The sequence below is a fragment of the Pseudomonas sp. YQ_5 genome, assembly GCF_043103305.1.
Classification (GTDB): domain Bacteria; phylum Pseudomonadota; class Gammaproteobacteria; order Pseudomonadales; family Pseudomonadaceae; genus Aquipseudomonas; species Aquipseudomonas putida_Y.
The window spans coordinates 13,252-37,157 of sequence record NZ_JBICJS010000008.1 but is presented as its reverse complement, the minus strand read 5'-3'; the positions used below and the strand labels follow the sequence as shown (position 1 = coordinate 37,157).

The following is a 23,906-nucleotide window of genomic DNA, read 5'->3' as shown; positions in this document are numbered from 1 at the left end:
AGGGCCTCTTCGCGGGTAAACCCGCTCCTACAATGGCTGCGCTCCGTTGTAGGCGCGGTTTTACCCGTGAAGTGATCATCAGCATCACTTCAGGAACCCAGCCCACCTCAGGAGGTCTGTGTTTGCATGTATTACGGTGAACGCTTCAACGCCTGGACCCACTTGGTCGGTGCTGTCCTCGCTGCTATTGGTGCCATCTGGCTGATCGTGGTCGCGGGCATGCAAGGCGACCCGTGGAAGATCGTCAGCTTCTCCATCTACGGCGGCACGCTGCTGTTGCTGTACAGCATTTCCACCCTGTACCACAGCACCCGTGGGCGGGCGAAAGTGATCATGCGCAAGCTCGACCATCTGTCGATCTATCTGCTGATTGCCGGCAGCTACACGCCGTTTTGCCTGGTCAGCCTGCGCGGCCCTTGGGGATGGAGCCTGTTCGGCGTGGTCTGGGGGCTGGCGATCATCGGCATGTTGCAAGAGATCAAGCCGCGCTCCGAGGCGCGGATCCTGTCGATCATCATCTATGCGGTAATGGGCTGGATCGTGCTGGTGGCAGTCAAGCCACTGCTGAACTCGCTGGGCACTGCCGGCTTCGCCTGGCTGGCTGCCGGCGGCGTGTTCTACACCGTCGGCATCATTTTCTTCGCCTTCGACAGCCGTTTCCGCCACTGGCATGGCATCTGGCACCTGTTCGTGATCGCTGGCAGCCTGATGCACTTCGTGGCGGTGTCGCTCTACGTACGCTAGGCCCTGCATGAAAAGCCTTGATACTCGGTGATGCTGCGTTGAAAACAGCCTCGGAATGCTCATTTACAACCCGTAAACTCCGCTTCCTCGGCTGTTTTCGCCTTGCCTGACCTTCGTCTCAAGGCTTTTCATGTAGACCCTGGTTAAAAATCGCCCCACAACTGCTGTGCCACCGACAGCGCCACCACTGGCGCGGTCTCGGTGCGCAGCACGCGTGGGCCAAGGCGGGCTGCGTGGAAGCCGGCGGCTTTGGCCTGCTCCACTTCGGCCTCGCTAAGGCCGCCTTCGGGGCCGATCACGAAGGCCAGGGTGGCGGGCTTTGCATGGCTGGTGAGCGGCTCGGCCACCGGGTGCAGGACCAGCTTCAGGTCAGCCTTGGTGCTGCTCAACCATTCGGCCAGGGGCACGGGTGGGTGGATGACGGGCAAGGTAGAACGCCCGCATTGTTCACAGGCGCTGATCGCCACTTGGCGCCAGTGGGCCAGGCGCTTGTCGGCGCGTTCGTCTTTCAGGCGCACTTCGCAGCGTTCGCTGACGATCGGGGTGATTTCGTTGGCACCAAGCTCGGTGGCCTTCTGGATCGCCCAGTCCATGCGCTCGCCACGGGAGAGGCCCTGGCCCAGGTGCACATGCAGCGGTGAATCGGCCTGGCCGGCAAAGGCCTGGTCAAGGCTGACGCGGACAGTTTTCTTGCCCACCTCAAGCAACTGACCACGGAATTCCTGGCCGCTGCCATCGAACAGCTGCACGGCGTCGCCGGGGGCCATGCGCAGCACGCGGCCAATGTAATGGGCCTGGGCCTCGGGCAGGTCGTGCTCGCCAAGGCTCAGGGGGGCGTCGATGAAGAAGCGGGACAGTCTCATGGTTCAGCTCGAACGGAAGGGGATCATGTGACCCTTGTAGGAGGGGGTTTACCCGCGAATGCGATGGTGGGATTACCGACGCATTCGCGGGTAAACCCGCTCCTACGGGGGGCTCGGCGGCGGGCTTGCGGGCCTAGCCCGGGTCGCGGAAGTCGGGGTGGAAGTTGGCCGGCACTGCGACACTGATGCTGTCGCGGGTGGCGATGTCGATGCCTTCGCTGGCGACCTCAGCGAGGAAGTCGATCTGCTCGGGGGTGATCACATACGGCGGCAGGAAGTACACCACGCTGCCCAGCGGTCGCAGCAGGGCGCCGCGGGTCAGGGCGTGCTCGAACACCTTCAGGCCACGCCGCTGCTGCCAGGGATAGGCAACCTTGCCTGCCTTGTCCTGAATCATTTCGATGGCCAGGGCCATGCCGGTCTGGCGAATTTCGGCAACATGAGCATGGTCGGCCAAATGTGCAGTGGCTGTGGCCATGCGCGTGGCCAGGGCCTTGTTGGCCTCGATCACATTGTCCTGTTCGAAGATATCCAGGGTCGCCAGCGCCGCAGCGCAAGCCAGCGGGTTGCCGGTGTAGCTGTGCGAGTGCAGGAATGCGCGCAGTGTCGGGTAATCGTCGTAGAACGCCTGGTACACCTTGTCGGTGGTCAGGCAGGCGGCCAGCGGCAGGTAGCCACCGGTCAGGGCCTTGGACAGGCACAGGAAATCCGGGCGGATGCCGGCTTGCTCGCAGGCGAACATCGTGCCGGTGCGGCCAAAACCCACGGCGATCTCGTCGTGGATCAGGTGCACGTCGTAGCGGTCGCAGGCCTCGCGCAACAGCTTGAGGTACACCGGGTGGTACATGCGCATGCCACCGGCACCCTGGATCAGCGGCTCGACGATCACGGCGCTGATCGAGGTGTGGTGTTCGGCCAGGGTCTGCTCCATGGCCTGGAACATGTTGCGCGAGTGCTCCTCCCAGCTCATGCCCTCGGGGCGCAGGTAGCAGTCAGGGCTGGGCACCTTGAGAGTGTCGAGCAGCAACGCCTTGTAGGTTTCGGTGAACAGCGGCACATCACCCACCGACATGGCGGCAATGGTTTCGCCGTGGTAGCTGTTGGTCAGGGTGACGAAGCGCTTCTTGTCCGGTTTGCCGATGTTCTGCCAGTAGTGGAAGCTCATCTTCAGCGCCACTTCGATGCATGACGAGCCATTGTCGGCATAGAACACCCGGTCGAGACCGGCCGGGGTCATGGCGACCAGGCGCTCGGACAGCTCGATCACGGGCTGATGACTGAAGCCGGCCAGGATCACGTGTTCGAGCTGGTCGACCTGGTCCTTGATGCGTTGGTTGATGCGCGGGTTGGCATGGCCGAACACGTTGACCCACCAGCTGCTCACCGCATCCAGGTAGCGTTTGCCCTCGAAGTCTTCCAGCCACACGCCTTCGCCGCGCTTGATCGGAATCAGCGGCAGCTGCTCGTGGTCTTTCATCTGGGTACAGGGGTGCCACAGGACCTTGAGGTCGCGTTGCATCCACTGATCATTGAGGCCCATGGGCACTTCTCCTGGCTTTGCGGCGTGATTCGACCGCGTAAGCCTAAGCAATGCCGCAGGGCAGGACAACCGCTGCCGTTCAATGGCGGTGGGTGCCGGTCCATTCCAGCTTGCGAATATGCACGGTGCCCGCGTGCGAGGTGGAGATGGTCAGGCGCCGAAAGGGGCCGTCAATCACCTGGTAGTAGGGGTGTGTAGCGATCGGGCCCGGGCGAGAGTCCCGGAAGCCGCTACCTTCGAGGGTGAGCCAGTAGAAAATGCGAGGGGATGGCGCAACCAGGTCATAGTCGATGTTCTCGGCATCGAACAACATGTGCAGGTCTTCGCCCAGAAAGTCGCTGACTACATAGTATTCCAGCCGCAGGGACTCGACCTCTTGAGCGAACGCAATCGAAATTTCGCTGTGTTCACCAATCACCAGCTCGGTACCGTCCTCGCCCTTGAAGGCTTCGTGAAAGCCGATCCAGGACGTGCTGCTGGAGTGGAAGCTCAGGCCTGAGGCTGTGCGAAGTGTCTGCCTGTGTAACAGAAGCTGCCGCTCCACTTGGTTGAAACGCTCCTCGAAGATCATGCGCAGCCCCCCCCTGGCGGGCGTTTGGCCATCTTCGCCAGCTTCGCCTACCACCCTGTGACATGGCTACTGGCAAAAATGTCAGTTGCCAAAAGGACTTGATGTCACTGCGCTGGCAGGGTGGTCGGACCTGACGTATTCTTAACGCATCTTCTTGGGGCATTCCTGCCTCTCCCCGTTTCTGTAACCCCTGACTCGGAGTCCGCCGACATGGCTGCTGCTTGGGTGCGTCTGTGCGCGTTGGTATTGATTGGTGTGTCCAGCGGCGCTGCGCTGGCAAAAGACAAGACGCCCACGGCAATTGTCGTGGGGGGGGGCCTGGCAGGCCTGACTGCAGCCTACGAGCTGCAGAACAAAGGTTGGCAGGTGACCCTGCTGGAGGCCAAGGCGGGCATGGGTGGGCGTTCGGGCCTGGCCACCAGCGAGTGGATCGGCAACGCCAAGGCACAGCCGGTGCTTAACCAGTACCTCAACCGTTTCAAGCTTGAAACACTGCCGGCGCCGGAGTTTGTGCGTACCCCCGGTTACCTGATCGACGGTGAGTACTTCAGTGCCAGCGACCTGGCCACCAAGCAACCGGCCACTGCCGAGGCGCTCAAGCGTTACGAGAAAACCCTCGATGACCTGGCCCGCTCGATTGATGACCCGCTGAACCCGCAGGCAACCAGCACGCTGTTCGCCCTGGACCAGATCAACGTCTCTACCTGGCTGAACAAGCTGCAACTGCCGGCCACCGCACGTCAGTTGATCAATCAGCAGATCCGCACCCGTTACGATGAGCCGTCGCGCCTGTCGCTGCTGTACTTCGCCCAGCAGAACCGCGTGTACCGCGGCGTCAGCGACCGCGACCTGCGCGCCGCGCGGCTGCCCGGTGGCAGCCCGGTGCTGGCCCAGGCTTTCGTCAAGCAGCTGAAAACCATCAAGACCAGATCGCCGGTTACCGCCATTGTCCAGGACAAGGATGGTGTCACGGTAAAAGTCGGCAGCGTCGGTTACAAGGCAGATTATCTGGTCATGGCCGTGCCTTTGCGCGCGCTGGCCAGGATCCAGATGACCCCTGGTCTGGACAGCCAACATCTGGCGGCGCTCAAGGGCACCAACTACGGTTGGCGCGACCAGATCATGCTCAAGTTCAAGAAACCCGTATGGGAAAGCCGTGCACGCATGTCGGGCGAAATCTTCAGTAACGCCGGCCTCGGCATGCTGTGGGTCGAGCCGGCGCTCAAGGGTGGTGCCAACGTGGTGATCAACCTGTCCGGCGACAACGCTCGCCTGCTGCAGGCCTTTGGTGACAAGCAGATGGTCGACCAGGTGCTGATCCGTCTGCATGCGTTCTACCCACAGGCCCGTGGTGCTTTCACCGGTTACGAGGTCAAGCGATACAGTGCTGATGTGGGCACTGGTGGTGCCTACCTGGCCTACGGCCCGGGGCAGATCAGCAAATACTGGCGCCTTTGGGAGCGCCCAGTGCAACGCATTACCTTTGCCGGTGAGCACACTGATGCCCTGTACCCCGGCACCTTGGAAGGGGCCTTGCGCAGTGGCCAGCGTGCGGCCAGCCAGGTTCAGGACCTGTTGGTCGGCAAGTCGTTCGACCCGGCCAAGGTGGCGCCGGTTGCTGCGACGGCAGGTGCGGCGGCCGCCAAGGAGAGCAAAGGAGGGTTCTTCTCCAATATGTTCGGCGGTTCGTCCGACAAGGGCGACAAGGCTGACAAGGCGCCGGTCAAAGCTGAGCCGAAGCCGTCCGAGGAAGCCAAGCAGGACAAGCCTGGCTTCTTCAAGCGCTTGTTTGGTGGAGCGGACACGCCCGAGGTGAAGGCTGCATCCAATACCCAGGCCAAGGCTGGCTGATTGATCGACAGTGCCGGCCTGTTGGCAGCCTGAGGGCCGGCACTGTAACTCTCACTCTCCGACTATCGTTAATGTTTTCTTAATGGTGAGCCAACAGAATAAATATCGGATTCCTCGATAATCCGAAGCAATTTTTTCCGCTTTTCTTCGATAAGTTTCGCGTTAGTCTGTGCACAGCTTTCACGGGGAAACACGCAACATGCAACTGCGCAATTCACCTTCTCGCTACGGCGTGGTCAGCATCATCCTGCACTGGGGCGTGGCACTGGCAGTCTTCGGCCTGTTCGGCCTGGGCCTGTGGATGGTCGGCCTCGACTATTACAGCCCTTGGCGCAAGGCCGGCCCGGACCTGCACAAGAGCATCGGCCTGGTGCTGCTGGCGGTGATGCTGCTGCGGATGCTATGGCGTTTCATCAGCCCGCCACCACCGGCTCCGGCCAATCATGGTGCGCTCACGCGCCTGGCGGCCAAGATGGGCCATCTTGTCCTGTACTTTGGGCTGTTTGCAGTGATGGTTGCCGGTTACCTGATTTCCACTGCCGACGGCGTCGGCATTCCGGTGTTTGGCCTGTTCGAAGTGCCGGCATTGATCAGCGACCTGCCCGACCAGGCAGATGTGGCGGGTGTGGTTCATTTGTGGCTGGCTTGGGGGCTGGTGATTTTTGCCGTGCTGCATGCCCTTGCCGCGCTCAAGCACCATTTCATCGACCGTGACGCGACCCTGACTCGCATGCTGGGCCGCAAAGCTTGACTCTCAACCTCAATTACACAGGAAGGAACAGGATGTTGAAAAAGACTTTTGCCGCTCTGGCGCTCGGTACCGCTCTGCTCTCTGCTGGCCAGGCCATGGCTGCCGAGTACAAGATCGACAAGGAAGGCCAGCACGCGTTCGTTGACTGGAAAATCAGCCACCTGGGCTACAGCTTCATCCACGGTACCTTCAAGGATTTCGACGGCAACTTCAGCTGGGACAGTGCCAAGCCTGAAGCCAGCAAGATTAGCGTCGACTTGAAAACCGCCAGCCTGTGGTCGAACCACGCCGAGCGTGACAAGCACATCGCCAGCGCCGACTTCCTCGATGTGAAGAAGTACCCGGACGCCAAGTTCGTCTCCACCAGCGTCAAGTCGACTGGCGACAAGACTGCTGACGTGACTGGCGACCTGACCATGCACGGTGTCACCAAACCGGTGACGTTCAAGGCTACCTTCAACGGTGAAGGCAAGGACCCATGGGGTGGTGAGCGCGCTGGCTTCAATGCCACCACCACGCTGAACCTGAACGATTTTGGCATCAAAGGCCCGGGTGCTACGTCGCAGACCCTGGACCTGGATATCAGTGTTGAAGGTGTGAAGCAGAAGTAATTTCTGCCAGCTGAAGACCGAGGGGGCCGCTTTGCGGCCCTATCACGACATAAGGCCGCTCCTGCAGAGATCAAGAAATCCTCTACAGGAGCGGCCTTATGTCGTGATAGGGCTGCGAAGCAGCCCCCTCGGTATTTCTATCAGCCCTTGCGGGTCAGCAGCGCCGGGCGCTCGCCGCGTGGGCGGCTTGGCAGGTCATCCAGTTGTTCAGGCGTCGGGAAGCGGTCCAGCTTGGACTCCTTGCGAATGATCACAGGCTGTTTTTCCGGCTGACGCGGGTTGCGCACGGCCGGCTCTTGCCGGGCAGCATCGTCACGCGCAGGGCGACCACGGCCACCGCCGCCATCACGACGGCTACCGCCACCGTTGTTGGCGCGGGGCGGGCGTTTTTCTCCGCCGGCACCGCCACCACTGCGTGGCTGGCCGCCATTGCGGGCTTGGCCCTGGCCGCCAGCGTTGCTGCGCTGGCCATTGCCTTGCCCCTGACCTTGGCCAGCACCACCTGGGCGACGGTTGCGGCTCTGGTTCTTGCCCTGGTACGGGCTGACATAGTCGGCGCGGTTACCGAAGTTGTCGAGTTCGTCGTCCAGGAATTCTTCCGGGTCGCGGTCTGCCGGCGGCTTCGGCACGCTGCTATTGCTGGCCTGCTGCTGGCGTGGCTTCTTGTCACGCGGCTTGCGCGGTTGCTGCTGCTTGTCGCCGCTCCTTTCCTTGTCTTCCGGCTTGGCCGCAGCTTGCTGCCTGGCTTTGCCTTTATCCTTGCCTTTGTCCTTGCGGCCGCCGTTGGTGTCTTTACCACCTTCGCCACGGGCTTGCTGGTTGCGGCCACCGCGACCGTTGTTCTGCGGGCGCTCGCGTGCTTCGGGCTTCTCGGCTTCTACCTGGCTGGCGTCGAAGCCCATCAGGTCGCCATCCGCGATGCGCTGCTTGGTCACCCGTTCGATGCTCTTGAGCAGCTTCTCTTCATCTGGCGCGACCAGGGAAATTGCTTCGCCCGAACGACCGGCACGGCCGGTACGGCCAATGCGGTGGACGTAGTCTTCCTCGACATTCGGCAGCTCGAAGTTGACAACGTGGGGTAACTGGTCGATGTCCAGGCCACGGGCAGCAATGTCGGTGGCGACCAGTACGCGCACGCTGTTGGCCTTGAAGTCGGCCAAAGCCTTGGTGCGGGCGTTCTGGCTTTTGTTGCCGTGGATCGCGGCGGCGGTCAGGCCTTGCTTTTCCAGGTATTCGGCCAGGCGGTTGGCGCCATGCTTGGTTCGGGTGAACACCAGCACCTGTTCCCAGGCGCCCAGGGTGATCAAGTGCGCCAGCAGGGCACGCTTGTGGCTGGCTGGCAGGCGATACACCCGCTGCTCGATACGCTCGACGGTGGTGTTCGGCGGGGTGACCTCGATACGCTCCGGGTTGTGCAGGAGCTTGTCGGCGAGGTCGGTGATGTCCTTGGAGAAGGTGGCCGAGAAGAGCAGGTTCTGGCGCTTGGCCGGCAGGCGGGCGAGGACCTTCTTGACGTCGTGGATGAAGCCCATGTCGAGCATGCGATCGGCTTCATCCAGTACCAGGATTTCCACGTGGGCCAGGTCGACCTTGCCTTGGCCGGCGAGGTCGAGCAGGCGGCCTGGGCAGGCGACCAGCACATCAACGCCTTTGGCAATGGCCTGAATCTGCGGGTTCATGCCAACGCCGCCAAAGATGCAGGCGCTGACCAGTGGCAGGTCACGGGCATAGACCTTGAAACTGTCATGCACCTGGGCTGCCAGTTCGCGGGTCGGTGTCAGGACCAGAACGCGAGGCTGGCGCGGGCCGTGGCGTTGCGATTTGTCGGGATGGCCGGCCGGGAACAGGCGCTCGAGAATCGGCAGGGCGAAGCCGCCGGTTTTACCCGTCCCTGTCTGTGCGGCAACCATCAGGTCGCGGCCTTGCAACACGGCGGGAATTGCCCGCTGTTGCACGGGGGTCGGCTGGGTGTAGCCCGCAGCCTCGATAGCGCGGACAAGAGCCTCGGAGAGACCGAGGGAAGCAAAGGACATGGGCGATCCTGTTCTCGTGTGGGCTGGGCCCGTTGGGATGTTCTGCCTGGCGCGACGGGCATCGGTGAGATGCGATCGCGTCCGGTCCAGCTGGGCTTTCACTGCACATCCGGGAAACGGAGGCTGGACGCGAAGAGGCGTCGGTGCCGATCGGGATGCCTGTTGCGAGGCCGAGCGTCCGGGCGTGAGCCGGGCGGGAAGGCCCGAGTATAACAGAGCTATCGCGCTGTGCTGCTTTCCTGCTGCTCAACGGCGTTGAGAATGTTTCCGGTGTCGCTTGTGTAGCGGTTGCTGATCGCTGCATAGGCCGGCTCCTGCTTGAACCGCTGCAGCTCTTCGGCAAAGGCCAGTGCCAGTGCTTCCCGGCCAGGTTTGCGCACTAACCCCAGGTACTGTGTTTGATGGCTTATTACCAGCGGCAACTCCTCGACTTGCCGCTGCAGGCCAAGTTGGTGAAGCAGGTGGTGCCCAACCCTGCGGTCGGTGATCGCCAGGTCGATACGGCCCAGCATCAGCTTGCCAAAGTTGGCTTCGAGGGTAGGTGCGGCTTCGCGCTTGAAGTAAGAGGCCTCGCTGAACGCGGCGCCATAGGTATAGCCTGGCGATGTGCCGACGGTAAGGCCGGAAAGGTCTTTCAGCTGGGTGACGGCATGGCGGCGTGCTTGAGCCTGGAACAGGACGAATTCGACGTCCGACAAGGGCTCGGGCGCATAGACCAGGTAAGGCTGGCGCGATTCGATCTGGAAGATGTCGAGGATGCCGTCGGCCAAGCCTTGCTTGATCATTGCCAGACAGCGTTTCCACGGCAGGAACTGCAACTCGACCTCGACCCCCAGGCGCTTGAACACCTGAGTTGTGACCTCGTAGTCGATACCGCGTGGCTGGCCTTCATGCTGATACACGTAGGGCGCCCAGTCATCAGTCACCAGGCGCAGTCGCTCGCCCAGAGCCAACGGGCTCAGGCTGGCGAGCAGCAGGATCCAGAACAGACGGGCGATATGTGGCATGGCCGGAGATTACGCGCTCGGCCGGTGTACGGTAAAGGCATGCACGATCGATATGGGAGCAGGCGTGCCCGCGAACACCGGCGAAGCCGGTGCCAACTATCGGGTTGCTCCCTTCGCGGGCACGCCCGCTCCCACAAACCGCGCAAGACAATGAATTTTGCGGGCACATCAGGCTTGAGTGGTTCGCAGCAGATGCGCCTCGATATCCTTGCGCCGCTCGCCCAGCGATAACCGCAACCCCGGATGGCGCAGGCACTGACGCAGCCGCTCGGGCTCCATGTGGCCATGGCGGTCGTTGAGGTTTTCTAGGGCCTTGTCCCACCAGGCGGACGCGCAGGCGCGGTCGAACTCATTGGGGTAGGGATAGCAGCCATACAACAACTCGCGGGCGAACTGGCGCTCGTGGCTGGGCAGGGTCAGGCTCAGCGCCTTGTAACCCAGGCGGTGCAGGGTTGGTGGCCGCGGCAGTTGGTCGTTGACCTGCGCAACATCGGCCAAGGCCGAGGGGCTGAGTGGGTCATGGTCGTGCTTGCGCAGCCAGGCCTGGATCTTGGCGCGGAACTGCGCCTTGCGGCTCCAGTAGTGATGGATGACATCGGTACACTCGGCCAGCTCCAGGTTGCGGTAGGCCGCCACGGCCAGGCAGAACTCCTCAAGGGTATAGGCCTCGCGAGCCAAGGGGTAGAATTCATCCATCATGGCGATGGAGCGGTCGAGGGTGCCGCAGTCCTCGGCAGTGAGGCCTATAACGCCGGAATTGACGAGCGGCATCTGACAGTCTGCCAGCCCCCTGGACTCGAGAATGGCCAGCAGGTTCTTGTACAAGAGGCACTTCTGGTCAGCGCCGTAGCGCGCACCGATGGCGTTGCACAGCAGGCGGTTGGGCGCTACACGGGCGAACAGATTCAGCGGCGAAGTGCGGAAAAAGGTGTCTGTATCGATCAGCACTGCCAGTGGGTGTTCCTGCAGTACCTGGCGCAACAGCACATGCTTGCTGCGAAAGTGATAACCGTGCGGGGCGTTCCATGCCTGGCGCGTGGCCTCGTCCAGCAGGTGTACGGTGACGGGCAGCTTGGCATAGGGCTGTGCAGTGTCCGTGTAGACCTGGATGTCCATCGCCTCGCCGGCTGCGCTGCCCAACTGGGCAAGGGCGCTGACGATGCTGAAGCAGGCTTCCTGATGGTAGGTTGCCGGGCCAAAAGCCAGGTATACAAGCTGTGGGCGCGAAGGTTGGTGGTGCTGCATGGCAGGCGAGACCTGTTTAACCCGAAAATGAATAAGGCTTTAGTCTATGACTAAAGCCTTATTCATTTCTTCAACAGACTTTGCCAAAAGATTTCAGCGCGGCAGCTTAAGGTTGTTCCAGATCGCCAGGCTCGGTTCAGCCTGGTTCAAGGTATAGAAGTGCAGGCCCGGCGCGCCGCCTTGCAACAGCTGTTCGCACATGCGGGTAATCACTTCTTCGCCGAAGGCCTGGATGCTGGCGGTGTCGTCGGCATAGGCTTCCAGCTGCTTGCGGATCCAGCGCGGGATCTCGGCGCCACAGGCATCGGAGAAGCGGGCCAGCTTGCTGTAGTTGGTGATTGGCATGATGCCCGGCACCACCGGAATGTCCACACCCAGCTTCTGTGCCCGCTCGACGAAGTAGAAGTAGCTGTCGGCGTTGAAGAAGTACTGGGTAATGGCGCTGTCGGCACCGGCCTTGACCTTGTGCACAAAGTTGGCCAGATCGGCCTCGAAGTTGCGCGCCTGCGGGTGCATTTCCGGGTAGGCAGCCACTTCCAGATAGAAGTGATCAGCGGTTTCCTGGCGGATGAACTCGACCAGGTCACTGGCATAGCGCAGTTCCCCACTGGCCATGCCCATGCCCGACGGCAGGTCGCCACGCAGAGCGACGATGCGTTTGATACCGGCGGCCTTGTACTCGGCCAGCAGGGCGCGCAATTCTGCCTTGGTGTCGCCCACGCACGACAGGTGCGGCGCGGCAGGGATTTTCACTTCGCTTTCCAGCTGCAGCACGGTATTGAGCGTGCGGTCGCGGGTCGAACCACCGGCACCGTAGGTGCAGGAGAAGAAGTCCGGGTTATAGGTGGCCAGCTGGCGGGCGACGCCCATCAGCTTTTCGTGACCGGCGTCGGTCTTGGTCGGGAAGAACTCGAAACTGTAACGGCGTTCTTGTGACATCAGGCGTTCCTCAAGCAGCAAGCTTCAAGCGGCAAACTGCAAGTAAAAGCCAGATCGGTGATGGCCGACCTGGCTTGGCATCGTTCAACATCGTTGGTGCTTGAGCTGCAAGCGGCAATGGCACTGTCTGCCTCATCTTGCAGCGTGCAGCTCAAGGCTTGCCGCTTAGTAGCGGTAGGCGTGCGGCTTGAACGGGCCTTCGACGGTCACGCCGATGTAGTCGGCTTGCTGCTTGGTCAGCTGGGTGACCACGCCGCCGAAGCCGCGGACCATTTCCAGGGCCACTTCTTCGTCGAGTTTCTTCGGCAGCACTTCAACGGTCAGGCGCTCGGCTTTCTTTTCTGCCGGCAGGTCAGCGAACTTCTGCTCGAACAGGAAGATCTGTGCCAGAACCTGGTTGGCAAACGAACCGTCCATGATGCGGCTTGGGTGGCCAGTGGCGTTGCCCAGGTTGACCAGGCGGCCTTCGGCCAGCAGGATCAGGTAGTCGTCGTTCTGCGGGTCGAAGCTGCCAGCGCCGGTACGGTGGATCTTGTGAACCTGCGGCTTGACCTCTTCCCAGGCCCAGTTCTTACGCATGAAGGCGGTGTCGATCTCGTTGTCGAAGTGGCCGATGTTGCAGACCACGGCACGCTTTTTCAGGGCCTTGAGCATGTTGGCGTCGCAGACGTTGACGTTACCGGTGGTGGTCACGATCAGGTCGATCTTGCCCAGCAGAGCCTTGTCGATGCTGGCTTCGGTGCCGTCATTGATACCGTCGATGAACGGCGAGACCAGCTCGAAGCCGTCCATGCAGGCCTGCATGGCGCAGATCGGGTCAATTTCGGAGACCTTGACGATCATGCCTTCCTGACGCAGGGACTGGGCCGAGCCCTTGCCCACGTCACCGTAGCCGATCACCAGGGCCTGCTTGCCCGACAGCAGGTGGTCGGTACCACGCTTGATGGCGTCGTTCAGGCTGTGACGGCAGCCGTACTTGTTGTCGTTCTTGCTCTTGGTGACCGAGTCGTTGACGTTGATCGCCGGGACTTTCAGCTCGCCCTTGGCCAGCATGTCCAGCAGGCGGTGGACGCCGGTGGTGGTCTCTTCGGTTACGCCGTGCACACGGTCCAGTACCTGCGGGTACTTCTTGTGCAGCAGTTCGGTCAGGTCACCACCGTCGTCGAGGATCATGTTGGCGTCCCATGGCTGGCCATCTTTCAGGATGGTCTGCTCCAGGCACCACTCGTACTCTTCTTCGGTTTCGCCTTTCCAGGCGAACACCGGGATACCGGCGGCGGCGATCGAGGCAGCGGCCTGGTCTTGAGTCGAGAAGATGTTGCAGGACGACCAGCGCACTTCGGCACCCAGGGCAACCAGGGTTTCGATCAGCACGGCGGTCTGGATGGTCATGTGGATGCAGCCCAGGATCTTCGCACCCTTGAGCGGTTGCTCGGCCAGGTACTTGCGACGCAGGCCCATCAGCGCAGGCATTTCCGATTCGGCAATGATGGTTTCGCGACGGCCCCAGGCGGCCAGGGAGATGTCGGCGACTTTGTAATCGGTAAAACCAGCAGGCATGTTTGCAGCGCTCATGAGAGCCTCCATTCGTAATGTGCGAATGGGCGCCGTTGTGCGTTAAGCGCTCGCGGGAGCGAGCAACGCCCCATCCGAGCCTGACAGGCCTAGCCTGCTGCAGCGCCCCTCGGACAGGTGGCGGGCATGGCACCGCTGTGGGCAACCATGTAAAACGGCGCAGATTATAGCTGCCCCCGCCGGCTTGCCCAAGGTTTTCCGTCGATTAATCGCGACGATAGTCGATGTTCAATGGAGCGAAGGCAGCCGCTCTGCCATCATTGCTACACGTTAGCCAAGCAGGTCAGGAGTACAGATGAACTTTCACACCCGCAAGTGGGTTAAACCCGAAGACCTCAACCCCAATGGCACCCTGTTCGGTGGCAGCCTGCTGCGCTGGATCGATGAAGAGGCGGCGATCTACGCCATCGTCCAGCTGGGCAACCAGCGTGTGGTGACCAAGTACATGTCGGAAATCAACTTCGTCAGTGCTTCGCGTCAGGGCGATATTATCGAGCTGGGCATCACCGCTACCGCGTTCGGCCGCACCTCGATCACCCTCAAGTGCGAAGTGCGTAACAAGATCACCCGCAAGAGCATTCTGACTGTCGACAAGATGGTGTTCGTCAACCTGGGTGAAGACGGCCAGCCGGCGGCCCATGGGCGCACCGAGATCAAGTATGTGCAGGACCAGTTCCCGGATTCGGCAGTCGAATAGACCCTGGTTGCCATTGCCGGCCCTACGCGGGTAAACCCGCTCCTACAGGGGTACGCGATCCTGTAGGAGCGGGTTTGCCCGCGAATGGGCCGCAAAGCGACCCCGGCATTCTCAAGGCTGGGCGCTGACCTTGCGCACCACCCGGCCAATGCTCAACCCCTGCACCAGAATCGACGACAACACCACGATGTAGGTGATCGACAGCAGCAGGTCCCGTTCCTCGCCCAGCGGTAGCGACAGTGCAAGTGCCACCGACACGCCACCGCGCAGGCCACCCCAGGTCAGCACCCGCACCGTGCCTTTGGGCACCGGGCGCCAGCGCCGCAGCAGCACGATCGCCGGGGCCACGGTCAGCAGGCGCGACAGCAGCACTGCCAGTGCCAGTACGCCGCCAGCCGCCAGGTGCATCCAGTTGAACGGCAGCAGCAACAGCTCCAGACCGATCAATGCGAACAGCAGGGCATTGAGCATGTCATCGATCAGCTCCCAAAAACCGTCCATGTAACGGCGTGTCATGTCATTCATCGCCAGGTTGCGCCCCAGGTTGCCGATGATCAGGCCGGCCACCACCATGGCGATCGGCGCCGACACATGCAGCTCGTAGCACATCGCCGAGCCACCGATTACCAGTGCCAGGGTCAGCATGACTTCCACCTGGTACTGCTCGACGCTCTTGATCATGCGGTAGGTGGCATAGCCGATCAGGCCACCGAACACCACACCGCCAATGGCCTCGCGGGCGAACAGGATTGCCGTGTCGGTCATGCTCGGTGTTTCACCCAGCCGGATGATACCCAGCAACACGGTGAATACCACGACGGCCGTGCCGTCATTGAACAGTGACTCGCCAACGATGGTGGTTTTAAGCGGTTTTGGCGCATTGGCAGTACGCAGCGCACCGAGCACGGCAATCGGGTCGGTCGGTGAGATCAATGCACCGAACAACAGGCAGTAGATCAGTGGCACCTGCCAGCCGAACAGGGCAAACACCCAATGCGACAGGTAGCCGATGACCACGGTGGCGATCAGCACGCCCAAGGTAGCCAGCAGGCCAATGGGCCAGCGATAGCTGCGCAGATCACTGAGGTTGACGTGCAGGGCGCCGGCAAACAGCAGGAACGCCAGCATCCAGTGCATGAGCAGGTCGTTGAAATCGATCTGGTTCATCAGCCCTTCGACGCGTTCTTCCAGGCCAGGGAAGCCGACAAGGCTCAGCCCCTGCAGCAACAAGGAAAACAGCAGCGCCGTGACCATCACGCCGATAGCGGGGGGCAAGCCGATGAAACGGTAATTGACATAGGTAAGAAGGGTGGTGAGGCAAATAAACGCGGCAACGAGTTCAAGCATCCTGAATCCTGTAACAGTGGCTTCCAAGTCTTATCCCGAATGGCTCGGGCAGTTCTTTGATGACCTGGCTCGGGGTTCGGGGCACAGGGTTTGACCAAATTCCTTTGAGACGTTCCCGAACAAGAAGCGCGCAGCGGCGCCTGGGAACGCTATATATTCAACCTCCAAAAAACCTCACAAGGATTACAAGGCGTGTTGGCAACATCTCTGGTGCTGGTTGCCGCCCTGCTGCATGCAACCTGGAATACCTTGATCAAATTCAGCGGCGAGCGCTTGCTGGTAATTGCCAGCATGGACACGGTAGCGCTGGCCTTCGCGGTGCTGGCGGTGCCCTTCGTCGATGTTCCGCCTGCTGAAGTCTGGCCCTGGCTGGTAGCCTCGGCACTGGCTGAGCAGTTGTACCGCTATCTGCTGATACAGGCCTACCGCGTGGGCGACCTGGGGCTGGTCTATCCTCTGATGCGCGGGCTGTCACCGCTGGTGGTGCTGGGGCTGACCCTGGCCTTTGCCGGGGAATCGCTGAGCCAGCAGCAGATCATCGGTATCCTGTTGATCCCCTGTGGCATGGCCTGCCTGTTGTGGCAGGGCGGGGGTGGTGACCGGCTGCCTTGGTCGATGTTGCCGGTGGTTGCCTTGATTGGCCTGTGCATTGGTTGCTACACCTGGTTCGACGGCCAGGCCGTGCGCCTGTGGGGCAAGCCGTGGGATTACCTGGTGTGGCTGACCCTGCTCAGCGCCTGGCAATTTCCGTTGTTGGCGGGCGTAGCGCGGCGGGCGCCATTCGTTCTGTTCTGGCGAACCCAGTGGCGCCTTGGGTTGGCGGTAGGGTTCTGCGTATTGTTCAGCTATGCCCTGGTGCTGTGGGCCATGCACCTGGGGTCAGTGGCCGAGGCGGCGGCACTGCGGGAGTTGAGCGTGATCCTGGTGGTGCTGCTGGGTATGCGCTACCTCAAAGAACCTTTTGGCGGGCCGAGACTCCTAGCTTGCGGGCTGGTGTTGGCCGGCATGCTGGTAATGAAGCTTTGACCTGAAGACTGAACAAGGAGTCCTGTCCATGACTGTTGCCCTGTGGTGCATCCTGATTGCGTTGCTGTTGAACCCGCTTTGTGCCTTGATCGCCAAGGCGAGCAGTGGCCGCTTCGGCCTCAAGGACAATCACGATCCGCGAGCCTTCCTCGATACCTTGTCGGGCCTGCCACGGCGTGCCCATGCTGCGCAGCAGAATGGCTACGAAGCGTTTCCGGCATTTGCTGCGGCGGTGCTTGTGGCGGATATCGTCGGCAATGCAGAGCAGGTGACCCAGGACGTACTGGGGGTGATGTATATCACCAGCCGCTTGCTTTACATCATCTGCTACCTGGCCGACTGGGCTGCCTTGCGATCGCTGATGTGGCTTGCCAGCTTGGCACTGATCGTGTCGTTCTTCGTGGTTTCCATCTGAACCGAGTGGCCTTCTTCGCGGGCTTGCCCGCTCCCACAGGTACACCACAGTATTCAAGGGCTGTGGTGTACCTGTGGGAGCGGGCAAGCCCGCGAAGAATCCACCGCCGATCAAGGTACCTTAGGTACCTCAGGTAGCGGCTGGCCTTTAGGCCAGAGCATCCAGATCTGCCCCTGCTGCTTCATGTTCCCCGCCAGCTCGCCGGCTTCCGGCCCGGTGCCCCAGAACAGGTCGGCACGCACTTCGCCGGTAATCGCCCCGCCAGTGTCCTGCGCGCCAACCGGTCGTACCACCGGAGAGCCGTCCGGGCGTGTGGTAGACAGCCACAACAAGCTGCCCAATGGAATCACCTTGCGGTCGATGGCCACGCTGTAGCCGGCGGTAAGCGGCACGTTCAGCGAGCCGCGCGGGCCTTCGTTGCTGTCCGGGCGGGTGCTGAAGAATACGTAGCTGGGGTTGCTCGCCAGCAGTTCTGGTACGCGCTGCGGGTTGGCCTGGGCCCAGGCATGAATGGCGCCCATGCTCACGTCTTCTTTTTTCAGTTGGCCCTGTTCCACCAGCCAGCGGCCGATCGGCCGGTAGGGGTGGCCGTTCTGGTCGGCGTAGCCCAGGCGCAGTTGACGGCCGTCTTCCAGTTGCACCCGGCCAGAACCCTGGATCTGCAGGAATTGCAGGTCCATCGGATCGGTCAGCCAGGCCAGCACCGGTGCCTTGACGCCGTTACGGTTGATGACTTCGGCCGTGTCGTAGGGCTTGAGCACCCGACCATCAAGACGGCCGCGCAGGCGTTTGCCCTTCAGTTCGGGGTACACACTGGCCAGGTCGACCACGATCATGTCATCAGGGATGCCGTAAACCGCCACATGGTTGGTTGCCGAGGGGCTCAGGCTGCCCGGGTAGACCGGCTCGTAGTAGCCGGTAATCAGGCCGTTGGCATTGTTCTCTGCAGAGCGCAGGCCGTACACCTGCAGGTTCTGCTCAAGGAAGGTACGCACTTGGGCGGCGCTGGCTGTGGCGCTGCCGGCCGCTTCGCAGGTGGCTGCCCACACCGGGTCGCGCTTGAGCTTTTCGCAGCCGTTGCGCCAGGCATAAAAGCCGGCCAGCAGGTCTTCATCGCTGACGGCCGGCAAGTCTTTCCAAGTGGCCGGGGCATAGGTGGCGACAGCGTGGGGCTCGGGCTTGGCGCTCTCGCCGCCGTTGCAGCCGGCCAGTAAAGCCAGCACCGGCAGTGTCCAGGCCAGGTGGCGCAGGGCAGATTTCATGTGTGCATTCCTGTCATGAGCGAACATGAAGGTTCGCCCCTGTCTTTTATGTGGCTATTGGTGTTTGGCCCAGGGGCAGCGATACTGGCCGCCCATTTGCGTAGGCCGAAGTGAGCGTGATGTTGAAGCGATTGACCGTTGTTCTGCTGGCAGCACTTGCCCTGGGAGGGGCTTTGACTGGTTGTGACCGGGTTGACCCGAACTCGCCGCTGGGCAAACGCAAGGTGATCTTCAAGGACATGCTCAAGACCAGCGAAGATCTGGGCGGCATGCTGCGTGGCCGGTTGCCGTTTGACGGGGTTAAGTTTGCTGACGGTGCGCTGAAGTTGGACAGCCTGTCGCATCAGCCGTGGCAGCATTTTCCACAGGTGCGCGATGGTGGTGACAGTGCCGCCCGCGCCGAAGTGTGGGAGCGCCAGGCGCGGTTCCATGACCTGGCCCGGCAGCTTGAAGGCGTCACCGGCGAACTGGTTGATGTCACCCGCAATCAGCCACTGGATGCTGCGCAACTGAAGGCACCGATGGACAAGGTCGAGGCTGCGTGCAAGGCCTGTCATAGCGAGTTTCGTAATCATTGAATGACTGTGCAGGCCACATTGGCCCTTGTAGGAGCGGGCTTGCCCGCGAAAATTGGCGAAGCCGGTGCATGCCCCGCGTCGCACTCTTCGCGGGCAAGCCCGCTCCTACAATGACCGCGTCTGTTTAGCGGTCGAGGTCGTCGACTGCTTCCTGCAGCTCTTTACGCGACTCGGCCAGCTTGTCCTTGCGCTTGTTGATCTTCTCGGCGTCGCCTTTCTTCTCGGCCTTCTTCAAGTCCTTTTCCCGCTGCGCCACTTCGTGACGCGCATCGAGCACTTTCTGCTCACGCTCTTTGCGCAGGCTGGCGTCGGTGCAGTTGTCCACACCGCGCAGGGCTTCTTCCAGCCCTGCAACCTGGTCGCTGTTGCCGTGATCACGGGCAATTTTCAGCTGGTTCTCGATAGCGCTACGCTTGGCAGCGCAACCGGTCAGGCCCGGGTCCGGCTGGGCAGCTTGCACGCTGCCCGCAGCCAGACCCAGTGTTGCGAGCAGGAAAAGAGTCGAAATACGTTTCATGAAAAGCCTCTTGAACGGGGCGGGGCAGCAAAAGTTGGTGGAAATCCTGCCTTGGTTTTGCCCATTTAGAAACCCTTGGTGAGGTTTTCTGCCTGAGTCTCAGGTTTTTCCTACGCATTATTTGGTAAAAAATCATTGCTCAATGCGCTGGGGTGGGGGCAGGAACCCTTCTATGCCGGTTTCTGCCAGCTGTGCGGCAATGGCTTGCACCTCAGCGGCGGTGAAGAACTCCACAAGTTGGCGCGAGCGTTTTGCGCCGATGCCGGGCACAGTTTGCCATTGCCCGGCACTGCGGGAAGCCAGCTCTTGCCAGTTGCCAGTCAGTGGCAAATGCTTGCCAATGGGCACGCCAAGGGCGCGCAACCACTGATCGAACGGGCGTGAGCGGGCTTGGTCGAAACTGCCCAGCAACTGTGTTGCAGTGAGTCTGCTGATTCCGGGGGCCTGCTGCAGGCGCTCGGCATCGAGCTGCAGCCAATCGGTCATGGACGTTACCAGGCCCGCTTCGACCAGCCGACGCCATGTGCCGGGCCCGGTGCGCGGCAAGGCCAGGCCCTGTTTGCCGCCAAGCCAGGTGAGGCGGGCAATGAACTGCTCATCACAGCCCTCGCTGGCCTGCCAGCAGCTGTGGGCGTGATGCTGGTCGGGTGCTGGCGCGGTTATCGGTTGGCGCTCTACAGTGCGGTGCACGACGTGATCGAGCCGCGGAATGGTCAGCCCGGCGAGGCTGATGGCCACCTGATCGCCGGGCCGAATATCCAAGCTTTGCCAGCGCGCCAGTGACCCAAGGCTGACTTGGGTAATGCGCCGGTCATCGAGGGTAACGGGTTGCACTTGCAGAACGGGCGTGACCCTGCCAGTGCGGCCGACCCGAAAGCGCACCTCGCGTACTTCAGCCAAGGCTTGTGCATAAGGGTACTTCCAGGCCGCGATCCAGTAAGGTGCCTTGGCCTGCCAGCGCTCGGCCGGCGGCCGGTGGCCCTGGCGCAGGATCACCCCGTCGGTGGCGAAGGGCAGAGCAGAGCGGTACCAGTGTTCACGCCAGTGTGCTGCGTCCTCCAGCGTGTCGATGGCGATGCTGTAGCGCTGGCTGTCCGGGAACCCCAGTTGTGCCAGCTGGGTGAGGCGATCGGCCTGTTGCTCGGGGCCGTGCGGCCAGCCCCACACGAACAGGCCGATAGCGTTGCCTTGCGTACCGGTCAGTTGCTTGCGTGCGAGCAGCCCTGCCACGGTACCCCGGGCGTTGGCGCTGCCTGCCTTGGCTTGCACATGTTCGTCCAGGCGCAGATACAGCTCACCTTGCAAGTGCAGGTCGACCGCCTCAGGCAACTGCCGAGTGACAGCGCCGAGTTGTGCAATGTGTCGGCTCCAGTCATGGCCATGTACACCGTCCCCCCGGCTGGTCAGCTGTACCAATCGGCCCTGCTGGTAAGTGAGGGAAACTGCAACACCGTCGACCTTGGGCTGTACCCACACGCCGGTCTTGCCGGCCATCCATCGCGCCACGGCCTGGCGGTCTGCCAGCTTGTCGACGCCGGTATGCGGCACGGGGTGGGGGACCGGGCCGCGAGCACTGGCCAGGGGCGAGGGGCTGGTGCCAACTGCGAAGCACTGCTGCAGGTGATTCAGGCGCTCGCGGCTCTGGTCGTACAGTTCGTCGGCCACCAGGGCTATGCCTTGGCGATGATAGTGCTCGTCCCATCGGGCAAGCGTGGCGCGCAGTTGCGCAACTTCGGCCTTGGCCTGTTGCGGGGACCAGTGTGGGCATGAGGCAGCCCTGGTCGGTGGGGCGTTCAGCGCAAATAGCAGTGCGAATAACAGCAGATACTGCATGGCCTGGCATCCTTGCATGGCGTGGAAGCGCTTAGCGTAGGCGGGTAGCGGGGCGGTTGGTGTGTGCAGTTGTCAGGTGATATTTCGCAGGTGCTCGTCTTCAATCCCGGGCAGGGGCAAGAAACCAGCGCCGCGTGGGCGGCGGTCGATCTCACAGGCGATGAAAATGCCGTGACAGGCACAAAAAAGCCCCTGCCGGTCACTCGGCAGGGGCTTTCGTCTGGCGCTGCAGGAAAATTTACAGGCCGGCAGCGTCACGCAGCGACTGGGCGCGGTCGGTGCGCTCCCAGGTGAAGGTGGTGAAGGTGTCGTCGCCGACAGTCTTCTGCTGCGGGGTGCGGCCGAAGTGGCCGTAGGCAGCGGTTTCCTGATACATCGGGTGCAGCAGGTCGAGCATGGTGGTGATGGCGTACGGACGCAGGTCGAAGCACTCGCGCACCAGCTGGATGATCTTGTCGTCGGAGACCTTGCCGGTGCCGAAGGTGTTGATCGAGATGGACGTTGGCTGGGCCACGCCAATGGCGTACGACACCTGGATCTCGCAACGCTCGGCCAGGCCGGCGGCGACGATGTTCTTGGCCACGTAGCGGCCGGCGTAGGCGGCGGAACGGTCGACCTTGGACGGGTCCTTGCCGGAGAACGCGCCACCACCGTGGCGGGCCATGCCGCCGTAGGAGTCGACGATGATCTTGCGGCCGGTCAGGCCGCAGTCACCCACCGGGCCACCGATGATGAAGTTGCCGGTCGGGTTGATGTGGTACTGGGTGCCCTTGTGCAGCAGTTCGGCAGGCAGGGTGTGCTTGACGATCAGCTCCATCACGGCTTCCTGCAGGTCTTTCTGCGAAACCTCCGGGTTGTGCTGGGTCGACAGCACCACGGCGTCGATACCGACCACTTTGCCGTTCTCGTAGCGGCAGGTGACCTGCGACTTGGCATCCGGGCGCAGCCATGGCAGTAGGCCGGACTTGCGCGCCTCGGCCTGGCGTTCTACCAGACGGTGCGAGAAGCAGATCGGTGCAGGCATCAGGACTTCGGTTTCGTTGCTGGCATAGCCGAACATCAGGCCCTGGTCACCGGCGCCCTGGTCTTCCGGCTTGGAGCGGTCCACGCCCTGGGCGATGTCTACCGACTGTTTGCCGATGATGTTCATCACGGCGCAGGTGGCGCCGTCGAAGCCAACGTCGGAACTGTTGTAGCCGATGTCGATGATGACTTTGCGCACCAGGTCTTCCAGGTCGACCCAGGCCGACGTAGTGACTTCGCCGGCGATGATGGCGACACCGGTCTTGACCAGGGTTTCGCAGGCTACGCGGGCGTATTTGTCCTGGGCGATGATGGCATCAAGGACAGCGTCCGAAATCTGGTCGGCGATCTTGTCCGGATGCCCTTCGGACACGGACTCGGAGGTGAAAAGGGAGTATTCGCTCATCTCGAAGGTTCCTGAAATTTACCGATGGTGTATGTCGCCAGCCGTCCGCTGGAAATGGCGGACCTGGATCTGGAAACCGTTACGCAGGCCCACGTACAGGCTGTCCGCATGGGCCAGCCCGGCATCGTTGGCCCAGCGCGCCAGGTCGTCCTGTTCGAAGCCCAGCCAGAGGTCGCCGCAGGCTTCGCGCGCCCACCCCTGGTCATGGCTGCACAGTTCGGTGACCAGCAGGCTGCCGCCTGCCTTCACCCGTTTGGCCAGCTGGCGCAAGGCCAGGGCCGGGTCGCTGAAATGGTGCAGCACCATGTTCAGCACAACGCAGTCGGCGGCCACATCCGTTGCACCCAGTGCATCGGCCAACTGCAGGTTCACGTTGTCGAGCCCTTCGCGTTGGCACACCTGGCGCGCAAGCTCGAGCATGGTAGGGCTGTTGTCCAGGGCGGTGACCTGGGCGAAGCGCCGGGCCAGGTCGGGCAGGAAGCCGCCGTCGCCGGGGCCGACTTCCAGCGCGCTGGCGGCCGGGTCGAAATGCAGTTTGTCGAGCAGCGCCAGCAGGCTGTCGCGGTACTGCGGAAGGCCGGCGATCAGGTCCTGCTGGGCACGGAACTTCTCTTCCACGCGCAGGAAGAAGTCCTGGCTGGTGGCCGCCCGGCGCTGCTGGACATGGGCTATGCGGGCCTGCACATCGGGCGGCAGGGCCAGATCGTCGACTTCTTCGAGCAGCGCCGCGTGCAGCCGGCCACCCAGGCGCAGGCCATCGGGCAGGGCACGGCGGTAGAAGATGGCGTTGCCTTCGCGGCGGGTTGCCACGAGGTCGGCCTGCGCCAGCACCTTAAGGTGGTGGCTCATGCCCGACTGGCCGATGTCGAAGATCTGCGCCAGTTCCAGCACGCCGAACGAGTCGTTGGCCAGGGCGCGCAATACGTTCAGGCGCAACGCATCGCCACTGGCTTTGCACAGGGCGGCCAATGTTTCGCGTTGCTCGGGGATCGATTGCGCACGCAGATTCATGGGGCGGCAGTCTAGACAGGCATTGATGCCCGAGCAAGGCCAATATCAAAAAGTTTTGATA

Annotated in this window: 21 protein-coding genes, 1 pseudogene and 1 riboswitch; of the genes and pseudogenes, 8 read left to right on the top strand and 14 right to left on the bottom strand. The window is 62.1% G+C overall.

Annotation, left to right across the window (positions count from 1 at the left end; all coding sequences use genetic code 11):
* The first annotated feature begins 126 nt into the window (after nt 1–126).
* Complete coding sequence (locus tag ACF8EA_RS01450) at nt 127–744, top strand: hemolysin III family protein (protein ID WP_021783759.1); 618 nt, start codon at nt 127–129, stop codon at nt 742–744.
* A 143-nt stretch (nt 745–887) separates the two neighbouring features.
* On the opposite strand, the gene ACF8EA_RS01445 is transcribed toward ACF8EA_RS01450, so the two are convergent.
* From ACF8EA_RS01445 to ACF8EA_RS01435, 3 genes are all read right to left on the bottom strand, one after another.
* A complete protein-coding gene (locus ACF8EA_RS01445; protein WP_392520991.1) occupies nt 888–1,607 on the bottom strand; it encodes a 16S rRNA (uracil(1498)-N(3))-methyltransferase in 720 nt (239 codons plus the stop codon).
* A gap of 133 nt (nt 1,608–1,740) precedes the next feature.
* Entirely contained in the window at nt 1,741–3,147 is a 1,407-nt protein-coding gene (locus ACF8EA_RS01440) for an adenosylmethionine--8-amino-7-oxononanoate transaminase (RefSeq protein WP_392520990.1), read from the bottom strand.
* A 79-nt stretch (nt 3,148–3,226) separates the two neighbouring features.
* Nucleotides 3,227–3,718, bottom strand: a complete 492-nt coding sequence (locus tag ACF8EA_RS01435; protein ID WP_392520989.1) for a hypothetical protein — start codon at nt 3,716–3,718, stop codon at nt 3,227–3,229.
* Nucleotides 3,719–3,928: 210 nt separating this feature from the next.
* Here ACF8EA_RS01435 and ACF8EA_RS01430 point away from each other — a divergent pair.
* From ACF8EA_RS01430 to ACF8EA_RS01420, 3 genes and pseudogenes are all read left to right on the top strand, one after another.
* Nucleotides 3,929–5,560 (top strand): annotated as a pseudogene (locus tag ACF8EA_RS01430) (flavin monoamine oxidase family protein); the annotation flags it as partial.
* Nucleotides 5,561–5,768: 208 nt separating this feature from the next.
* Nucleotides 5,769–6,320: a cytochrome b gene (locus ACF8EA_RS01425; protein WP_103469610.1), complete on the top strand. Its 552-nt coding sequence runs from the start codon at nt 5,769–5,771 to the stop codon at nt 6,318–6,320.
* A 32-nt stretch (nt 6,321–6,352) separates the two neighbouring features.
* A complete protein-coding gene (locus ACF8EA_RS01420) occupies nt 6,353–6,931 on the top strand; it encodes a YceI family protein (RefSeq protein ID WP_003249350.1) in 579 nt (192 codons plus the stop codon).
* 140 nt (nt 6,932–7,071) lie between these two features.
* Here ACF8EA_RS01420 and ACF8EA_RS01415 read toward each other — a convergent pair whose 3' ends face one another.
* From ACF8EA_RS01415 to ahcY, 5 genes are all read right to left on the bottom strand, one after another.
* The gene (locus ACF8EA_RS01415; protein WP_101196365.1) at nt 7,072–8,964 is read right to left on the bottom strand and encodes a DEAD/DEAH box helicase; all 1,893 of its coding nucleotides are present in this window, start codon (nt 8,962–8,964) and stop codon (nt 7,072–7,074) included.
* Between the two features lie 218 nt (nt 8,965–9,182).
* Nucleotides 9,183–9,971, bottom strand: coding sequence for an ABC transporter substrate-binding protein (locus tag ACF8EA_RS01410; RefSeq protein WP_274118730.1), 789 nt, complete (start codon nt 9,969–9,971; stop codon nt 9,183–9,185).
* A gap of 168 nt (nt 9,972–10,139) precedes the next feature.
* Nucleotides 10,140–11,216 (bottom strand): hypothetical protein, encoded by a 1,077-nt coding sequence (locus ACF8EA_RS01405; protein WP_274103390.1) that lies wholly within the window; start codon nt 11,214–11,216, stop codon nt 10,140–10,142.
* Nucleotides 11,217–11,309: 93 nt separating this feature from the next.
* The gene (metF, locus tag ACF8EA_RS01400) at nt 11,310–12,155 is read right to left on the bottom strand and encodes a methylenetetrahydrofolate reductase [NAD(P)H] (protein ID WP_021783767.1); all 846 of its coding nucleotides are present in this window, start codon (nt 12,153–12,155) and stop codon (nt 11,310–11,312) included.
* A gap of 165 nt (nt 12,156–12,320) precedes the next feature.
* On the bottom strand, nt 12,321–13,730 hold the full coding sequence (ahcY, locus tag ACF8EA_RS01395) for an adenosylhomocysteinase (RefSeq protein ID WP_021783768.1): 1,410 nt from the start codon (nt 13,728–13,730) through the stop codon (nt 12,321–12,323).
* Between the two features lie 20 nt (nt 13,731–13,750).
* Nucleotides 13,751–13,847: riboswitch (S-adenosyl-L-homocysteine riboswitch) on the bottom strand.
* 178 nt (nt 13,848–14,025) lie between these two features.
* Here ahcY and ACF8EA_RS01390 point away from each other — a divergent pair.
* Nucleotides 14,026–14,427 carry an acyl-CoA thioesterase gene (locus ACF8EA_RS01390; RefSeq protein WP_021783769.1) on the top strand — a complete coding sequence of 134 codons (402 nt, stop codon included), beginning with the start codon at nt 14,026–14,028 and terminating at the stop codon, nt 14,425–14,427.
* 111 nt (nt 14,428–14,538) lie between these two features.
* Here the strand turns inward: ACF8EA_RS01390 and ACF8EA_RS01385 are convergent, their stop codons facing one another.
* A complete protein-coding gene (locus ACF8EA_RS01385; RefSeq protein WP_135192825.1) occupies nt 14,539–15,774 on the bottom strand; it encodes a sodium:proton antiporter in 1,236 nt (411 codons plus the stop codon).
* 192 nt (nt 15,775–15,966) lie between these two features.
* Between ACF8EA_RS01385 and ACF8EA_RS01380 the strand changes: the two genes are divergently transcribed.
* On the top strand, nt 15,967–16,800 hold the full coding sequence (locus tag ACF8EA_RS01380; protein WP_084850243.1) for an EamA family transporter: 834 nt from the start codon (nt 15,967–15,969) through the stop codon (nt 16,798–16,800).
* A 28-nt stretch (nt 16,801–16,828) separates the two neighbouring features.
* Complete coding sequence (locus ACF8EA_RS01375) at nt 16,829–17,215, top strand: MAPEG family protein (RefSeq protein WP_338444330.1); 387 nt, start codon at nt 16,829–16,831, stop codon at nt 17,213–17,215.
* 110 nt (nt 17,216–17,325) lie between these two features.
* Here ACF8EA_RS01375 and ACF8EA_RS01370 read toward each other — a convergent pair whose 3' ends face one another.
* Nucleotides 17,326–18,477, bottom strand: coding sequence for a murein transglycosylase A (locus ACF8EA_RS01370; RefSeq protein WP_021783773.1), 1,152 nt, complete (start codon nt 18,475–18,477; stop codon nt 17,326–17,328).
* A 119-nt stretch (nt 18,478–18,596) separates the two neighbouring features.
* Here ACF8EA_RS01370 and ACF8EA_RS01365 point away from each other — a divergent pair, with 119 nt between their 5' ends.
* On the top strand, nt 18,597–19,055 hold the full coding sequence (locus ACF8EA_RS01365) for a cytochrome c (protein ID WP_021783774.1): 459 nt from the start codon (nt 18,597–18,599) through the stop codon (nt 19,053–19,055).
* 124 nt (nt 19,056–19,179) lie between these two features.
* On the opposite strand, the gene ACF8EA_RS01360 is transcribed toward ACF8EA_RS01365, so the two are convergent.
* The 4 genes from ACF8EA_RS01360 to ACF8EA_RS01345 all read right to left on the bottom strand — a co-directional run bounded on the left by ACF8EA_RS01360 (nt 19,180) and on the right by ACF8EA_RS01345 (nt 23,845).
* Entirely contained in the window at nt 19,180–19,572 is a 393-nt protein-coding gene (locus ACF8EA_RS01360; RefSeq protein WP_084850245.1) for a DUF1090 domain-containing protein, read from the bottom strand.
* 132 nt (nt 19,573–19,704) lie between these two features.
* Complete coding sequence (ligB, locus tag ACF8EA_RS01355) at nt 19,705–21,405, bottom strand: NAD-dependent DNA ligase LigB (protein WP_392520988.1); 1,701 nt, start codon at nt 21,403–21,405, stop codon at nt 19,705–19,707.
* 238 nt (nt 21,406–21,643) lie between these two features.
* Entirely contained in the window at nt 21,644–22,834 is a 1,191-nt protein-coding gene (gene metK / locus ACF8EA_RS01350) for a methionine adenosyltransferase (RefSeq protein WP_003249375.1), read from the bottom strand.
* Between the two features lie 18 nt (nt 22,835–22,852).
* The gene (locus ACF8EA_RS01345) at nt 22,853–23,845 is read right to left on the bottom strand and encodes a metalloregulator ArsR/SmtB family transcription factor (RefSeq protein WP_338444324.1); all 993 of its coding nucleotides are present in this window, start codon (nt 23,843–23,845) and stop codon (nt 22,853–22,855) included.
* Nucleotides 23,846–23,906: the final 61 nt, after the last annotated feature.

What these genes read in the sequence shown, in the direction of transcription:
- ACF8EA_RS01450 (WP_021783759.1), top strand. Translation starts at nt 127, where the DNA reads ATGTATTACGGTGAACGCTTCAACGCCTGGACCCACTTGGTCGGTGCT.
- ACF8EA_RS01445 (WP_392520991.1), bottom strand. Translation starts at nt 1,607, where the DNA reads ATGAGACTGTCCCGCTTCTTCATCGACGCCCCCCTGAGCCTTGGCGAG.
- ACF8EA_RS01440 (WP_392520990.1), bottom strand. Translation starts at nt 3,147, where the DNA reads ATGGGCCTCAATGATCAGTGGATGCAACGCGACCTCAAGGTCCTGTGG.
- ACF8EA_RS01435 (WP_392520989.1), bottom strand. Translation starts at nt 3,718, where the DNA reads ATGATCTTCGAGGAGCGTTTCAACCAAGTGGAGCGGCAGCTTCTGTTA.
- ACF8EA_RS01425 (WP_103469610.1), top strand. Translation starts at nt 5,769, where the DNA reads ATGCAACTGCGCAATTCACCTTCTCGCTACGGCGTGGTCAGCATCATC.
- ACF8EA_RS01420 (WP_003249350.1), top strand. Translation starts at nt 6,353, where the DNA reads ATGTTGAAAAAGACTTTTGCCGCTCTGGCGCTCGGTACCGCTCTGCTC.
- ACF8EA_RS01415 (WP_101196365.1), bottom strand. Translation starts at nt 8,964, where the DNA reads ATGTCCTTTGCTTCCCTCGGTCTCTCCGAGGCTCTTGTCCGCGCTATC.
- ACF8EA_RS01410 (WP_274118730.1), bottom strand. Translation starts at nt 9,971, where the DNA reads ATGCCACATATCGCCCGTCTGTTCTGGATCCTGCTGCTCGCCAGCCTG.
- ACF8EA_RS01405 (WP_274103390.1), bottom strand. Translation starts at nt 11,216, where the DNA reads ATGCAGCACCACCAACCTTCGCGCCCACAGCTTGTATACCTGGCTTTT.
- metF (WP_021783767.1), bottom strand. Translation starts at nt 12,155, where the DNA reads ATGTCACAAGAACGCCGTTACAGTTTCGAGTTCTTCCCGACCAAGACC.
- ahcY (WP_021783768.1), bottom strand. Translation starts at nt 13,730, where the DNA reads ATGAGCGCTGCAAACATGCCTGCTGGTTTTACCGATTACAAAGTCGCC.
- ACF8EA_RS01390 (WP_021783769.1), top strand. Translation starts at nt 14,026, where the DNA reads ATGAACTTTCACACCCGCAAGTGGGTTAAACCCGAAGACCTCAACCCC.
- ACF8EA_RS01385 (WP_135192825.1), bottom strand. Translation starts at nt 15,774, where the DNA reads ATGCTTGAACTCGTTGCCGCGTTTATTTGCCTCACCACCCTTCTTACC.
- ACF8EA_RS01375 (WP_338444330.1), top strand. Translation starts at nt 16,829, where the DNA reads ATGACTGTTGCCCTGTGGTGCATCCTGATTGCGTTGCTGTTGAACCCG.
- ACF8EA_RS01370 (WP_021783773.1), bottom strand. Translation starts at nt 18,477, where the DNA reads ATGAAATCTGCCCTGCGCCACCTGGCCTGGACACTGCCGGTGCTGGCT.
- ACF8EA_RS01365 (WP_021783774.1), top strand. Translation starts at nt 18,597, where the DNA reads ATGTTGAAGCGATTGACCGTTGTTCTGCTGGCAGCACTTGCCCTGGGA.
- ACF8EA_RS01360 (WP_084850245.1), bottom strand. Translation starts at nt 19,572, where the DNA reads ATGAAACGTATTTCGACTCTTTTCCTGCTCGCAACACTGGGTCTGGCT.
- ligB (WP_392520988.1), bottom strand. Translation starts at nt 21,405, where the DNA reads ATGCAGTATCTGCTGTTATTCGCACTGCTATTTGCGCTGAACGCCCCA.
- metK (WP_003249375.1), bottom strand. Translation starts at nt 22,834, where the DNA reads ATGAGCGAATACTCCCTTTTCACCTCCGAGTCCGTGTCCGAAGGGCAT.
- ACF8EA_RS01345 (WP_338444324.1), bottom strand. Translation starts at nt 23,845, where the DNA reads ATGAATCTGCGTGCGCAATCGATCCCCGAGCAACGCGAAACATTGGCC.